The following is a 14,421-nucleotide window of genomic DNA, read 5'->3' on the forward strand; positions in this document are numbered from 1 at the left end:
GCCGGCGGCGCGGGCAGGCTCCCATGCCCGCCACCGCGCGCCGGGAACGCCGTGGCGGTCGCTCAGGCATCGCCTTCGCGCCCGAACAGGTCCGCCGCCACCGGCTGCCGCGGCGGAGGCGTCAGCCCCAGGTGCCGCCAGGCCTTGGCGCTGGCCATGCGGCCACGCGCGGTGCGGACCAGGAAACCCTGCTGGATCAGGTAGGGCTCGACCACGTCTTCCAGCGTGCCGCGGTCCTCGCTGAGCGCGGCCGCCAGCGACTCCACCCCCACCGGGCCACCGTCGAAACTCTCGATGATGGTGGAGAGCAGGCGCCGATCCAGCTCGTCGAAGCCTTCGGCGTCGACCTTGAGCATGTCGGTCGCGGCGCGGGCGGCATCGCGCGTGATGTGGCCGCCCGCCCGCACCTCGGCGTAATCGCGTACGCGGCGCAGCAGGCGGTTAGCGATGCGGGGCGTGCCGCGCGAACGGCGGGCGATCTCCTGCGCGCCCTCTGGCTCACAGGGAATGCCCATGATGCGCGCCGAGCGCCGCACGATGGCGGTGAGCTCGTCGGGCGTATAGAACTCCAAACGCTGCACGATGCCGAAGCGGTCGCGCAGCGGCGCGGTGAGCAGGCCGGCGCGGGTGGTGGCGCCGATCAGGGTGAACGGCGGCAGGTCCAGCTTGATCGAGCGGGCAGCGGGGCCCTCGCCGATCATGATGTCGATCTGGAAGTCTTCCATCGCCGGGTAGAGCACTTCCTCCACCACTGGCGAGAGACGATGGATCTCGTCCACGAACAGCACATCGTGTGGCTCGAGGTTGGTCAGCAGCGCGGCCAGGTCCCCTGCCCGCTCCAGCACCGGACCGGAGGTGGAGCGCACGTTGACGCCCAGCTCGTTGGCGATCACATGGCTCAACGTGGTCTTGCCCAGGCCCGGGGGGCCAAAGATCAGCACGTGGTCCAGCGCGCCGCCGCGCTTCCTGGCCGCCTCGATGTAGATGGACAGCTGCTCGCGCACCGCCTGCTGGCCCAGGTATTCGGCCAACCGCTTGGGGCGGATGGAGGCTTCCAGGGCCGCATCATCCAACTGGGCGGCGGCAGTCACGATGCGATGGTCGGTCATGCGCCAAATTATGGCAGAGCAGGATGACGCAGGCGTGAAAAAATGCCCTCGCCCCCGCCCATGACCGAAACGGGCGCCCTCCGGCGCCCTTTGGATCAGATCTCGACCTGCGCGCCCAGCTCGATCAGGCGGTTGCCGGGAATCTGGAAGAACGCCGTGGCCGGCAGCGCGTTGCGCGCCATGAAGGCGAACAGCTTGTCGCGCCACAGCGCCATGCCGGGCCGCTTGGCGTCGGCAATGATGGTTTCGCGCGAGAGGAAGAACGTGGTGTCCATCATGTCGAACGGCAGGCCCACCTTGGAGCACTTGGACAGGGCCAGCGGGATGTTCGGATCCTCGGCGAAGCCGAAGCGCAACTCCAGGCCATAGAAATCGCCGCCCAGCTCGCTGATCTCGATGCGCTCGCCCGGATCGGCCGTGGGCGTTTCCAGCATTTCCACCGTGAGCAGCACGTTGCGCTCGTGCAGCACCTTGTTGTGCTTGAGGTTGTGCAGCAGCGCATGCGGCACGGCGTGTTGGTTGGCGGTGAGGAACACCGCCGTGCCCGGCACGCGCAGCGGCGGATGCTCGGCGATGTTCTCGATGAACGGTTCCAGCGCCAGGCCCGACTGCTTGATCTCGCGCACCACCAGCTCGCGGCCGCGGCGCCAGGTGGTCATCACGATGAACACGCCCACGCCCAGCACCAGCGGGAACCAGCCGCCGTACTCGATCTTGATCAGGTTGGCGCCGAGGAAGGAGAAGTCGATGGTCAGCAGGAAGATGCCTGCGACCACCACGGTGAAGCGGCTCCAGTTCCACTGCCGGCGCGCCACGATCAGCGCGAGGATGGTGGTGATGGTCATGGTGCCGGTCACCGCGATGCCGTAGGCCGCGCTCAGGTTGTCGGAGCTGCGGAAACCGAGCACCGCCGCCAGCACCATCACCAGCAGGAAGTTGTTCACCCACGGCACGAAGATCTGGCCGGACATCTCACGCGAGGTGTGCACCACCGGCATGCGCATGGAGTAACCCAGCGACATGGCCTCGCGGGTCATCGAGAACGCGCCGGAGATCACTGCCTGCGAGGCGATCACGGTGGCCACGGTGGCCAGGCCGATCATGGGGTACAGCAGCGGCTCGGGGGTGAGCTTGAAGAACGGGCTGTCGATCGCGTCCGGGTGGTTGAGCAGCAGCGCGCCCTGGCCGAAGTAATTGAGCACCAGTGCCGGCAGCACGAAACTGAACCAGGCCAGCCGGATCGGACGCTTGCCGAAGTGGCCCATGTCCGCATACAGCGCCTCGGCGCCGGTGAGCGCCAGTACCACGCCACCCAGCGCGATGAAGGCCTGCAGGCCATGGGTGAAGAAGAACTTCACGCCGTAATACGGATTGAGCGCCCACAGCACGTGCGGGTTCTGCACGATCATGCGCACGCCGAGCAGGGCGATGATGATGAACCACACCACCATCACCGGGCCGAACAGCTTGCCCACGCGCTCGGTGCCATGTCGTTGCAGCGCAAACAACAGGAACAGGATGACCGCCGTCACCGGCACCACCCAATGCTCGAGGTGTGGCGCCGCCACCTTCACGCCCTCCACCGCCGAGAGCACCGAAATGGCCGGCGTGATGACGCCGTCACCATAGAACAGCGAAGCACCGAAGATGCCGATGATGGCCAGCAGCCAGCGCTTGCGCGCGTCGCCGCGCACGCTGCGCAGCGCCAGCGCGAGCAGCGCCATGATGCCGCCCTCGCCCTTGTTGTCGGCGCGCATGATGAACACCACGTACTTGAGTGAGACCACGATGATCTGCGCCCAGAAGATCAGCGAGAGCACGCCGTAGATGCTCTCGGGGGTGGGCTTCATGCCGTCGTGGCTGAGCGTGGTCTGCAGGGTGTACAGCGGGCTGGTACCGATGTCGCCGTAGACCACGCCGATGGCGCCCAGCGCCAGGGCGGCCAGGCGTCGCTTGGCGTCAGCTTCGGAAATGCCGTGGGAGGTATCCGGGGTCACGTGTCAGTTTCCTAGAGCGGCGCGCAGCGCCTTGCGGATGATCGATTCGGCCGTATCGCCCTCGGCGGCGACCTTCTGCACCAGGCGGGTGACCTCCGCCGGCTTGTAGCCCAGCTGCTGCAGGGCCACGGTGGCCTCGCCGGCAGGATCCAGCGGCGCACCGGTCGACTGGGCGCCCAGGCCAGGCAAGGCGGTGGCCAGCCCGTCCACGCGGTCACGCAGTTCCACCACCATGCGCTCGGCGGTCTTCTTGCCGATGCCGGGGATCTTGGTCAGCGCCACCACGTCACCGGCCTGCACCAGTCGCGCGAAATCGCTGGTGGACACGCCCGAAAGCACCGCCAGCGAGATCTTCGCGCCGATGCCGCTCACCTTCTGCAGGTTGCGGAACAGGGTGCGCTCGGCCTCGTGCAGGAAGCCGTACAGCGCCACGCTGTCTTCCTTCACTGCGTAATGGGTGAGCAGGGTGACTTCCTTGCCGGTAGCCGGCAGGTCGTAGATGGTGGACATCGGCGCTTCCAGCTCGTAGCCGACGCCGCCCACCTCCACCATCAGCCAGGGCGGCTGCTTGGAGACCAGGATGCCGCGCAGACGACCGATCATCGGCGACGCCTCCAGGCTGTGCGCGGAATGCCCACGCGCTGGAGGCTGGCACGGGTGTGCGCATGTGCCACCGCAATGGCAAGCGCGTCCGCCGCGTCAGCCTGCAGTGGGCCTTTGAGTCCAAGCAGGACGCCGATCATGTGTTGCACCTGGGTCTTGTCGCCTCGGCCGCTGCCTACCACGGCCTGTTTGACTTCTGTCGCTGCATACTCGTGCACCGCGATCCCCTGACTGACGACCGCGCAGATCGCGGCTCCCCTCGCCTGCCCCAGCTTCAGCGCCGAGTCCGCATTGCGCGCCATGAACACGCGCTCCACGCCGCACTCGTCCGGCCGATGGGCGGCGATGATGGCACACAGCTCGTCAAATATGCGTTTCAGGCGCAGCGGGAAGCTGGCCTCGCCAGCCACCGCCAGCGCGCCGTGATAGACATGGAGCAGCTTGCCGCCGGCGTCGACATCGATGATGCCGACTCCGGTGCGCTGGCTGCCCGGATCGATGCCGATGATGCGGGTCATGGCGTTGTATCGCCGGGCGTGCGGGCGCGACGCGTCGCTCAGCCTGCCGCGTCGGCAGGCAGCAGCGCGTTGTGCGAAACCTCGCTGACGTCATCCAGGCCGTCGAGCTTTTCCAGCAGGTCCAGCAGCGGCTCCAGCGCCTCGGCCGGCACCGGCACGCGGTTGCTCGGGCGCATGCCCACGCCGGCATGCTGCGCGTTGAGACCGGCCGCGGCCAGCGTCTGCTGCACGGCCTCGAAGTTTTCCGGCGCGCACAGCACGGTGCTTTCGCCGTTCTCGTTCACCACGTCGTCGGCGCCGGCTTCCAGCGCCGCTTCGAGCACCTTTTCCTCGGCCGCCTCGTCGCCCCCGGTGGGGAACACCAGCTCACCTACGCGCGCGAACTGGAAGGCCACCGAGCCGGAGGTGCCCAGGTTGCCGCCGTGCTTGGTCAGCGCGTGGCGGACATCGGCAACGGTGCGGGTCGGGTTGTCGGTGAAACAATCGATGATCAGCGCGATGCCGCCCGGGCCGTAACCCTCGTAGCGCAGTTCTTCCATCGCTGCGCCGCCGTCGGCACCCGAGCCGCGCTTGATGGCGCGCTCGATGGTGTCCTTGGGCATGTTGGCCGACAGCGCCTTGTCCACCGCCGAGCGCAGGCGCGGATTGAGCGAAGGATCGGGAACACCGGCGCGGGTAGCGACGGTGATTTCGCGGATCAGCTTGGTGAACACCTTGGCGCGCTTGGCGTCTTCGGCGTTCTTGCGACCTTCGATGGACGGGCCTCTACCCATGGCACTTCCTGCAAATCTGGTGGACGGACAAGAGGCGAATTCTATCGCCTCGGGGCGTCAGGCAGGCAAGCGGTCAGATCATGCCCCGGCAATCTCAGGCGCCGGCGTGCTGGAAATGGCCCTGGTGCAGGAATTCGGTGACCTGCCGCGCGGCCTCCTGCGAGAACAGCAGGCCGGTATGGTTGGTCTCCACCACGCAATGGTCGGCAATGCCCGGCAGGCGGGTTTCCTCCACGGTGACGCAGCCGTCGTTGTCGCCCTCGAACTGCCCCAGCACGCTGCCCAGGCCCAACGGGAGCCTTCCTGCCACCACCCCGACCTGTCGACTGCCGTTCCAGCGGTCGAAGCCGTGCTCGATCAGTTCGCGGTTATGCCCCAGCAATACCTCGCCCCCGCGCCCCTTGCCGGCAAAGCGGCGCGCGGCCGCACTGCCCTTGAGCGGCGAGCCCAGGCAGACCACCCGGCCCCGCGGCAACGAGGCGTCGCTGGCGCACGCCTGCAGGGCCAGCAGGCCGCCAAGGCTATGTCCGACCAGGTGGACTGCAGGCGCATTCTGCGCCAGCTCCTGGACGCGCTCCTCCAGGCTGCCCAGGATGCGCTGCTGGGTCTGCGCCACGCTCATGTAGTCGAAGCGGTGCACGCGAAAGCCGGCTTCCATCAACCGCCGGTGCAGCATCAGCAGCGCGAAACCGCGCATCCACAGGCCATGCAGGAGTATGACGTGGTCCATGACGTCTACAGATCGGATTCGAGGGCAATAGTTTCCGCACGCCCTGGAACAAGATTCTGCTGGCTAGCCCACCCGGCCCGCCGCTGGCGCAGCCATTGGACCGAACGCTCCATCGCGAATGCCGCCAGCAGGAACTCGCAGCCGCGAAACGGCGTGACGTAGCGACCATCTGGGGCCAATACCCAATACAGCAAGCTGAAATACCAGAACAACAGGCTAAGCACCAACAAGGGCAAGGACGGTCGCCGCCGGCCAAGCCACGCCAGCAAACCGTAGCTCGCGCCAGCCAGCGCCAGCAGAACGAACACCGGACTAAGCACGAGGCAAGCGATCGCCATGAGGCGGAAGAGCCCTGTCGTCTCATACGGCGACCGCATGGTGGGATACACGTACAGACCGCCAAAACCCTGGATCACTGGCCAGTACCAGACATCCCCCGGCTTTTCGACGAAGTACCAGTGCAGGTACTTCCCCGGCTGCTGGCTCAACCGTGCCCATACTTCAGCGTAAAACGCCCGGGGCCGCTGGTCACGCAGGTCGAGCAGGCGATGGAAGTCGGCAAATACCGCTTCCCCTTCGGGACTCACGCGGTCGTTGTAGTAGCGCTTTATGTCCGGCGACATGCCGATGAGGATGTTTTCGGCCAGCCGGTGTCCCTGACTGGTCGCTTCGGTTGCCGCAGGCAGGGATGCACTCCTGGCCTGCCAGAGCCCCCAGGGCACCGCTATGAAGGCAATCAGCAAGATCGCCGCGGCAGCCTGCCTGCGAAGGACAAAGGCGACAGCCAGAACCAGCGGAAATGGCGCGAACATGGGGTTGATCACCGCGGCAAATGCCAGCAGCGCCGCGGCCGCGAAATACCAAGCGACACTCGCCCTGGCCTGGGCCACGCAAAGCGCCCACAGACCGGCCATCATGAAGAAACCGAACGAAGTCTCGGTCAGCAGGAAACTCGACTGCACCACTGCAAGCGGCCACATGGCCAGCAACAAGCTCGCCGCGAACGCCGGCCAGAAGCCCAGGAAGTTCCGCCCGATGCGAAACACCAGCACCACGGTCAGCGCAGTCATGACCGCCTGCAAGGCCAGCGCACCCACGTAGAAGCTTTGCAGGTTGCCACCGGTGAGTTTGATCACCAGGGCCAGGATCAGCGGGTACCCGGGCGTGCGATAGCTTTCGGGCAACAACGGGGTGGTACCCGGATCGGCGGACGACAGCACATGGTGCTCGAGCAGGTTCACCGCGAGACGCACGTACTGCCCCGCATCGGAACGGATTGGCCCGTCCACGATCGCATGCGTCTGGTAATAGAGGCAGAGCGCCAACGCCAGCAGGAAGCTGGCGAAGGTAGCCCAGGTATCACGCGTCCGCCACCGGCGCATGACGGAGTCTTACTTCCCAGGGACCACGGTGACGTGCAGCTCCTTCAGCTGCGGCTCGCTCACCTGCGACGGCGCGTCGGTCATCAGGTCCTGCGCGCTGGTGGTCTTGGGGAAGGCGATCACGTCGCGGATCGACTCGGTGCCGGCCATCAGCGCGGCAATGCGGTCGATACCGAAAGCCAGGCCACCGTGCGGCGGGGCGCCAAACTTGAGCGCCGTGAGCAGGAAGCCGAACTTGGCCTCGGCCTCTTCCGGACCGATGCCGAGCAGGTCGAACACGGTGCTCTGCATCTCCGGGCGATGGATACGGATGGAGCCGCCACCGATCTCGTTGCCGTTGAGCACCATGTCGTAGCCGCGGCTCACCGCGATGGCGGCATTGGCGCGCAGGTCGTCGATGTCGTCCACCTTGGGTGCGGTGAACGGGTGATGCAGGGCGACGAAGCGCTTTTCTTCCTCGTCGTACTCGAACATCGGGAAGTCGGTGACCCACAGCGGCTTCCAGCTGTTCTCCACCATGCCGCGGTCCTTGCCGACCTTCAGGCGCAGCGCGCCCATGAAGTCGGTGACGGCCTTCCAGCTGCCGGCGCCGAAGAACACCATGTCGCCGCTCTCGGCGCCGGTGAGCTTGAGCACGCCTTCCAGCGCCTTGTCGTCGAGGAACTTCGCCACCGGCGAGTTGATGCCCTCACGGCCCTTGGCGAGGTCGTCCACACGCAGCCAGGCCAGGCCCTTGGCACCGTATTTGGCGACGTACTCGGTGAGCTGGTCGATTTCCTTGCGGGTGTAGCTGGCGCCGCCCGGCACGCGCAGCGCGGCGACGCGGCCGTTGTCGGCGTTGGCCGGCTCGGCGAACACCTTGAACTCCACGTGCTTCACGGCATCGGCGATATCCACCAGCTCCAGCGCGATGCGCAGGTCCGGCTTGTCCGAACCGAAACGGCGCATGGCTTCGGCCCAGGTCATGCGCGGGAAGCTGGCGTCGAGCTCGACGCACTGCACTTCCTTGAACACGTGGCGGATCAGCTCCTCCACGAAGTCCTGCACGTCCTTCTCCTCGACGAAGGCGAACTCCAGGTCGAGCTGGGTGAATTCCGGCTGGCGATCGGCGCGCAGGTCTTCGTCACGGAAGCAGCGGGCGATCTGGTAGTAGCGGTCGAAGCCGGCCATCATCAGGATCTGCTTGAACAGCTGCGGCGACTGCGGCAGCGCGTAGAACTGGCCCGGATGCACGCGGCTGGGCACCAGGTAGTCGCGCGCGCCTTCCGGCGTGGCCTTGGTGAGGATGGGCGTTTCGATGTCCTGGAAGCCGCGCGCGTCGAGGTAGCGGCGCAGCGCCTGCACCAGCTTGATGCGGGTGCGCAGCATGCGCTGCATCTCCGGGCGGCGCAGGTCGAGGTAGCGGTAGGTCATCCGCATGTCCTCGTTGGGATTCTCGTGCAGCGCGAACGGCAGGTCCTTCGCGGCGTTGAGGATCTCTACCTTGTCGGCCAGCAGCTCCACCGTGCCGGTGCGCAGCTTGTCGTTCACCGACAGGCGCTTGCGGATGGTGCCGGTGACGCGCAGGCAGTACTCGTTGCCGATCTCGCCAGCCACGGCGAAAGCGTCGCCGTTTTCGCGCTCGATCACCACCTGGGCAATGCCCTCGTGGTCGCGCAGGTCGACGAAGGCCACATGGCTCTGCAGGCGCAGGCTGTTGACCCAGCCACAAAGGGTGACGGTCTGGCCGACCAGTGCCTCATCGATGAGGCCGCAGTAATGCGTGCGCATGCGCTTGGAACTCCGTGCCGCGGGGCGGCGAGATGCGTGGACAAGACCTCGAATGTTAACACCGGCGCGGCGGCAGGCGGGGGTCGCCCGCCGCCGCGCACGGCCGGCTTACCAGCGGCGGTCCACCGAGAACAGGCCGCGACACCCCTTGGAGACCCACACGCCGGCCCGGTTCCAGCCCCAGCTGTAGCCCTCCTCGCAGGGATTGCCCGACAGTTGGCGCAGCAGGCGCGCCCGTCCGCGCCCACCGACGTCGACCTGGCAGAACTGGTAGCGCTTGTCGTTGCTCTCGCACTGGAAGCGGATCTCCCTGTCCCAGTCGGGGCCGGGACGCCAGCCACCGCCCGGCGGCGGTGGCGGAGGGGGATAGCCACCCGGCGGCGGGTAGTAGCCGCGGCCCATTTCCACGAACTGGCCACGGCAGCCGCGATCTACCCACAGGCCACCGCGATCCACGCCCCACGATTGCCCGCGGTCGCACGGGCTGTTGGATTCCTGCCGGATCAGTTCGGCATCTCGCCAGGGCACCTGGCAGCGAGTGAAACGGCCATTGTCACTGCCGCAACGGACCACATCCCTGCCCTGCGCCTGGGCGACGGGTGCCGCCAGCCACAAAAAGCCGGCCATCAGGCCGGCCAGGGTACCCACCAAAACCGTTCGCATCCGGAACAAGCGCCCGCTCCTTAAGTTCGTGACAGGGCGTCACGCTAGCGGGCGTAGGTGAAACCGAAATTGAATATCTTGCGATCGATTCGCAAAAAACTGCCGGCCGGCAAAGCGCCGTTCAGCCTGCCTCCGCGGACTCAGCTGTCGCTGGAAGCCGGAGCCGGTGCGGGTGCCGGCGCGGGGGCTGGCGCATTGCTGTCGCCGGCCAGGTTGCGCTTCTTATCACCGTCTTTCTTGAAGTCGGTTTCATACCAGCCGCTGCCGGCCAGGCGGAAACCCGGCGCGCTCAAGCGGCGCTTCACCTCGGCCACGTCGCAGGCCGGGCACACCGAAGGATCGGGGTCGGACAGCTTCTGCAGGCGGTCGAAACGATGGCCGCAGCTGCTGCATTCGAATTCATAGATAGGCATGGAAACTCCGGGAACCGACCGGTGCGACAGGCGAAAGCGCCGGATCGCATGCCGGCAGCCCTCCATTATCGAGGCAGCACCGGCAATTTCAACGGTTTGCGTGGCCCGCAGGCGGCTCACCCGATGGCCAGCACCACCAGCACGGCGGCCTCGACACACTCGGCCAGCGCGCCGCAGGTATCGCCGGTCATGCCGCCCAGCCGGCGCAGGCAGGCCAGCCGCCACACCACGAACACCACCAGTGCCATCAGCACGGCGCGAATCCCGCCCCAGCCGGCGAACAGGCTCACCAGCAGCGCAAACGCCAGACCAAGCGCACTGGCGCCTCGCGAGGCGCCAACCAGCGCGCTGCCCAGTCCACCACTGCGCACATAGGGGGTGACCATGAAAGCACCGGTCAGCGCGGAGCGCGCCAACAAGGGCGCCAGCCATAACGCGCTGGCATGCGGTGGCAGGCTGGCCAGTGCGGCGAATTTCAACAACAGCACCAGCACCACGGCGATCACTGCCATCGGGCCACTGCGCGGATCCTTCATGATGGCCAGCGTGCGCTCGCGGTCGCCCAGGCCGCCCACCCAGGCGTCAGCGCTGTCGGCGAGCCCATCCAGATGCAGGCCTCCGGTCAACGCGACCCAGAACACCAGCAGCAGCGCCGCGGCCAGCAGTGGCGGCGCGGACGACAGCAGCCACGAAGCGCCATACAGCAGCAGGCCGATCAGCAGCCCCACCACGGGATACCACGGAAGCGTCCTGGCCGGCGTACCGGCACCCTCGAATGCCTGCGCCGGCACCGGCAGCCGGGTGAGGAAGCCGATGGCGGCGAGCAGGCCCCGCATCAAAGGTGGGCCTGGCGGGCGACGGGCTCAGACCAGGCCAGCGCATGCAGCGAGGCATGCTGCACATCGAGATTGGCCATCTCGCCAAAGTCACGCCCTTCCGCTTCGCAACGCAGCAGGCGGATCACGCCACCGTGCGTGATCACCAGCACCCGCTGCGCCCGGGCCTCGATCGCGATCTGGTTCATCGCTTCGCACAGGCGCAGACGAAAGTCCGCAAAGGTCTCGCCACCCGGTGGCAAATGATGGACAGGATCGGACCAGAAGCTCGCCAGCGCCTCACCCTGCTGCTCGGCCAGGGTCTCGATGGGCACGCCCTGCCAATCGCCGAAGTGGTATTCGGCCAGGCGGGCATCGATGCGCAGCGGCACGCGCCGCGCCGCCGCCAGGTCATGCGCGAAGTCAGCACACCGACGAAGAGGGGAGCTGACCACGCTGTCCCAGCTGCGGCCAAAGATGGCCGCGCGCAGCTGGGTCCAGCCCAGCGGGGTAAGGCTGTCGTCCAACTGGCCGCGATAGCTGCGCTGGCCGGTATCACCGTGACGCATGAGATCGATGCCGGCGTGCTTGCCGTTCATGCGCCGGACACTCCCGCCTGTGCAAAGGTGGCCATGCGGCCGTGCAGCTCGCAGGCAAGGCGGATCAGCGGCACTGCCGTCGCGGCACCGCTGCCCTCACCCAGGCGCAGGCCGAGATCGATCAGCGGATCGGCTTCCAGCGCGGCCAGCAGCCGCGCATGGCCGCGTTCGCGCGAGCGATGCGCGAAGAACATCCACTCGCGGCAAGCCGGCTGTATGCGCACGGCCGCCAGCGCCGCCGCGGTGGTGATGAAACCGTCGATCAACACCGGCGTCCCCATCTGTGCCGCCGCGATATACGCACCTGCCAGGGCGGCGATCTCGAAGCCGCCCACGCGCGCCAGCCAGGCCAGCGCATCGTCGTCGCCCGGGTAGAGGGCCAGCGCACGCTCGATCACCGAGGCCTTGTGCTGGATGCCGGCGGCATCCAGCCCGGTCCCCGCGCCAGCCAGCATGACCGGCGACTCGCCCAGCAATGCACAGGCCAACGCTGCTGCCGACGTGGTGTTGGCGATGCCCATCTCGCCGCCGATGAATAAATGGGCGCCGGCGGCCTGCGCCGCCGCGGCACTGTCAGCGCCCGCGCGCAACGCGGCGTCCAGCTGTGCGACGCTCATCGCCTCGCGCTCGCAGAAGTTGTGGGTCTGCGGGGCGATGATGGCGCGACGCACGCCGGGCAGTTCGCCCGGGTCGTTGACGGTACCCAGATTGACCACCTCCAGCATGGCCCCAAGGCTTCGGGCGAGCACGCTGATCGCCGCACCGCCGTTGGCGAAGTTGCGCACCATCTCGCCAGTGACCACCTGCGGAAAAGCAGACACGCCTTCGGCAGCGACGCCATGGTCACCGGCGAAAACCGTGATCCACACACGCTGTGCGGACGGCTGCACCACGTGCTGCATGCCGGCCAGGCGGATCGCCAGTCCTTCCAGGATGCCGAGCGATCCCGGCGGTTTGGTCAGCTGCGCCTGGTGCTCGCGGGCGAGCAGCCTGCTTTCCTCATCAATGGCGAAACATGGTTCCAGCAGCCACTTGTGGCTCATGCAAGGCTTCCCTTAAGCGCCAGCGGCAGGCCCGCCGCGACGAACAACACCCGATCGCACTGGCTGGCCAGCGCTTGATGAAGGCGACCCGCCTCATCGACGAAACGACGCGTCAGTTCACCCATCGGTACCACTCCAAGGCCAATCTCGTTGCTGACCAGCAACACCTGCCCGGTGAGGGATGGCACAAGCTCCAGCAAGGCATCACGTTCCTGCGCGAGTCGCGCAGGATCGCGCGTGGCAAACAGGTTGGTGAGCCACAGGGTCAGGCAATCCACCACCACGCAACGGCCGGGCCGTACCTGCGCGCGCAACGCGGCAGCCAGCGCCAGCGGTTCCTCCATGCAGTGCCAGTGCGCAGGACGGTCGGCGCGATGGCGAGCAATGCGCGCGGCCATTTCCTCATCGAGCGCCTGCGCCGTGGCGATATACACCACCTCGTGGCCCGAGCCCGCAGCCAGTCGTTCGGCCAGTGCACTCTTGCCGGAACGTGCTCCGCCCAGTATCAGCGTGCGCATGCGTGTTCTCCCGCGCCTATGTCCAACAGGCGGCGCAAGGCCGCGGTATCCAGGTGTTCGTCCACGCAGTCGGCCACGCGATCGATCGCCGCCTCGCGCAGCACGCGCATGTCCACCGTCGCGACACCACGCAGGCCGGACCAGGCCAACACGGCGTCGAGTGCCTGCGGCAGATCGAACAAGCCATGCAGGTAAGTGCCGAACACCTGGCCGTCATCCGACAGCGCACCATCGTGCCGACCGTCGTCCAGCACGCTCGACGGTCGCGCCAACGCGGCGCCCTGGCTGACGCCGCAATGGATCTCGTAGCCGCTCACTCTCGCCTCTCCCAGGACCAGTCTTCCGTCCACCCGTCGCAATTGCTTGCCTTGCGCCAGGGTGGTCTCCACGTCCAGCCAACCCAGTCCTTCACTCGATCCCGGCGTGCCTTCGATACCCATGGGATCATGCACGAATCGCCCCAGCATCTGGAAGCCGCCACAGATACCCAGAAGCTTGCCGCCATAGCGTAGATGGCGCGTGATGACCGCATCCCATCCTTGTGCACGCAGCCATGCCAGATCGGCGCGGGTGGACTTGGAGCCGGGCAGGATCAGCAGGTCGCAAGCGAGCGGTGCTTCGCCGGGACCAATGAAGCGAAAGTCCACCTGGGGATGCGCCTGCAGTGCATCGAAGTCAGTGTGGTTGCTGATGCGTGGCAGCGCGGGCACCACCACGCGCAGCCGCGCCTCGCTCTTCGGCAGGAACGAACGCGGCAAGGCGTCCTCGGCCTCCAGCTGCAGCCCGTGCAGATAAGGCAACACGCCCAGCACCGGCTTGCCCGTTTCGCGCGCCAGCCAGTCGAGGCCGGGCTGCAACAGGGCAAGGTCGCCGCGGAATCGGTTGATGACGAAGCCCACCACGCGCTTGCGCTCGCTCGGCGACAGCAAGGCCAGCGTACCGACCAGGTGCGCGAACACGCCTCCACGATCGATATCGGCAATCAGCAGCACCGGGCAATCCACCGCTTCGGCGTAGCCCATGTTGGCGATATCGCGGTCACGCAGGTTGATCTCGGCCGGACTGCCCGCGCCCTCCACGATGACCGCCTCGTACTGGGACACCAGACGTCGATGCGAGGCGAGCACCGCCTCCATCGCGATGCGCTTGTACGCGTGATAGTCGCGCGCCTCCATATCGGCTATGGCATGGCCGTGCACGATCACCTGTGCGCCGGTATCGCTGTTGGGCTTGAGCAGCACGGGATTGAAATCGGTATGCGCCGCCACGCCGGCCGCCTGCGCCTGCACCGCCTGGGCGCGGCCGATCTCGCCGCCATCCACCGTCACCGCTGAATTGAGCGCCATGTTCTGCGGCTTGAACGGCGCCACGCGCACGCCCTGCCGATGCAGCCACCGACACAGCGCGGTGACCAGGGTGCTCTTGCCCGCATCGGAGGTGCAGCCCTGGACCATCAGCACACGCGCCGTCATCGACGTCGCCCCTGAC

The 14,421-nt window shown here is 67.1% G+C and carries 15 protein-coding genes; all 15 read right to left on the reverse strand.

The window, feature by feature from the left end; genetic code table 11:
• Positions 1-62 precede the first annotated feature (62 nt).
• The 15 genes from ruvB to DVU99_RS11965 all read right to left on the reverse strand — a co-directional run bounded on the left by ruvB (position 63) and on the right by DVU99_RS11965 (position 14,405).
• On the reverse strand, positions 63-1,109 hold the full coding sequence (gene ruvB, locus DVU99_RS11895) for a Holliday junction branch migration DNA helicase RuvB (protein WP_114240438.1): 1,047 nt from the start codon (positions 1,107-1,109) through the stop codon (positions 63-65).
• Between the two features lie 95 nt (positions 1,110-1,204).
• Entirely contained in the window at positions 1,205-3,106 is a 1,902-nt protein-coding gene (locus DVU99_RS11900) for a potassium transporter Kup (RefSeq protein WP_232823580.1), read from the reverse strand.
• Positions 3,107-3,109: 3 nt separating this feature from the next.
• Positions 3,110-3,709, reverse strand: coding sequence for a Holliday junction branch migration protein RuvA (gene ruvA / locus DVU99_RS11905; RefSeq protein WP_114240439.1), 600 nt, complete (start codon positions 3,707-3,709; stop codon positions 3,110-3,112).
• Entirely contained in the window at positions 3,706-4,227 is a 522-nt protein-coding gene (gene ruvC / locus DVU99_RS11910; RefSeq protein WP_114240440.1) for a crossover junction endodeoxyribonuclease RuvC, read from the reverse strand. Before ruvC ends, ruvA begins: the two co-directional genes overlap by 4 nt.
• 38 nt (positions 4,228-4,265) lie before the next feature.
• On the reverse strand, positions 4,266-5,000 hold the full coding sequence (locus DVU99_RS11915; RefSeq protein WP_114240441.1) for a YebC/PmpR family DNA-binding transcriptional regulator: 735 nt from the start codon (positions 4,998-5,000) through the stop codon (positions 4,266-4,268).
• Between the two features lie 94 nt (positions 5,001-5,094).
• Positions 5,095-5,730 (reverse strand): triacylglycerol lipase, encoded by a 636-nt coding sequence (locus tag DVU99_RS11920; RefSeq protein WP_114240442.1) that lies wholly within the window; start codon positions 5,728-5,730, stop codon positions 5,095-5,097.
• Between the two features lie 5 nt (positions 5,731-5,735).
• Entirely contained in the window at positions 5,736-7,112 is a 1,377-nt protein-coding gene (locus DVU99_RS11925; RefSeq protein WP_114240443.1) for a glycosyltransferase family 39 protein, read from the reverse strand.
• A gap of 9 nt (positions 7,113-7,121) precedes the next feature.
• The gene (gene aspS / locus DVU99_RS11930) at positions 7,122-8,882 is read right to left on the reverse strand and encodes an aspartate--tRNA ligase (RefSeq protein WP_114240444.1); all 1,761 of its coding nucleotides are present in this window, start codon (positions 8,880-8,882) and stop codon (positions 7,122-7,124) included.
• A 108-nt stretch (positions 8,883-8,990) separates the two neighbouring features.
• On the reverse strand, positions 8,991-9,545 hold the full coding sequence (locus DVU99_RS11935) for a DUF3011 domain-containing protein (protein ID WP_198670297.1): 555 nt from the start codon (positions 9,543-9,545) through the stop codon (positions 8,991-8,993).
• A 140-nt stretch (positions 9,546-9,685) separates the two neighbouring features.
• Complete coding sequence (locus DVU99_RS11940) at positions 9,686-9,958, reverse strand: FmdB family zinc ribbon protein (RefSeq protein WP_114240445.1); 273 nt, start codon at positions 9,956-9,958, stop codon at positions 9,686-9,688.
• Positions 9,959-10,074: 116 nt separating this feature from the next.
• Positions 10,075-10,797 (reverse strand): adenosylcobinamide-GDP ribazoletransferase, encoded by a 723-nt coding sequence (locus DVU99_RS11945; protein ID WP_114240446.1) that lies wholly within the window; start codon positions 10,795-10,797, stop codon positions 10,075-10,077.
• Positions 10,794-11,372 carry a histidine phosphatase family protein gene (locus DVU99_RS11950; protein ID WP_114240447.1) on the reverse strand — a complete coding sequence of 193 codons (579 nt, stop codon included), beginning with the start codon at positions 11,370-11,372 and terminating at the stop codon, positions 10,794-10,796. Before DVU99_RS11950 ends, DVU99_RS11945 begins: the two co-directional genes overlap by 4 nt.
• Positions 11,369-12,415 carry a nicotinate-nucleotide--dimethylbenzimidazole phosphoribosyltransferase gene (gene cobT, locus DVU99_RS11955; RefSeq protein WP_114240448.1) on the reverse strand — a complete coding sequence of 349 codons (1,047 nt, stop codon included), beginning with the start codon at positions 12,413-12,415 and terminating at the stop codon, positions 11,369-11,371. The genes DVU99_RS11950 and cobT overlap by 4 nt, the downstream gene beginning before the upstream one ends.
• On the reverse strand, positions 12,412-12,933 hold the full coding sequence (gene cobU, locus DVU99_RS11960) for a bifunctional adenosylcobinamide kinase/adenosylcobinamide-phosphate guanylyltransferase (RefSeq protein ID WP_114240449.1): 522 nt from the start codon (positions 12,931-12,933) through the stop codon (positions 12,412-12,414). The genes cobT and cobU overlap by 4 nt, the downstream gene beginning before the upstream one ends.
• A complete protein-coding gene (locus tag DVU99_RS11965; protein WP_114240450.1) occupies positions 12,921-14,405 on the reverse strand; it encodes a cobyric acid synthase in 1,485 nt (494 codons plus the stop codon). Before DVU99_RS11965 ends, cobU begins: the two co-directional genes overlap by 13 nt.
• Positions 14,406-14,421: the final 16 nt, after the last annotated feature.

The sequence above is a fragment of the Dyella sp. C9 genome (assembly GCF_003332825.1).
In the GTDB taxonomy this organism is placed as follows: Bacteria; Pseudomonadota; Gammaproteobacteria; order Xanthomonadales; family Rhodanobacteraceae; genus Dyella.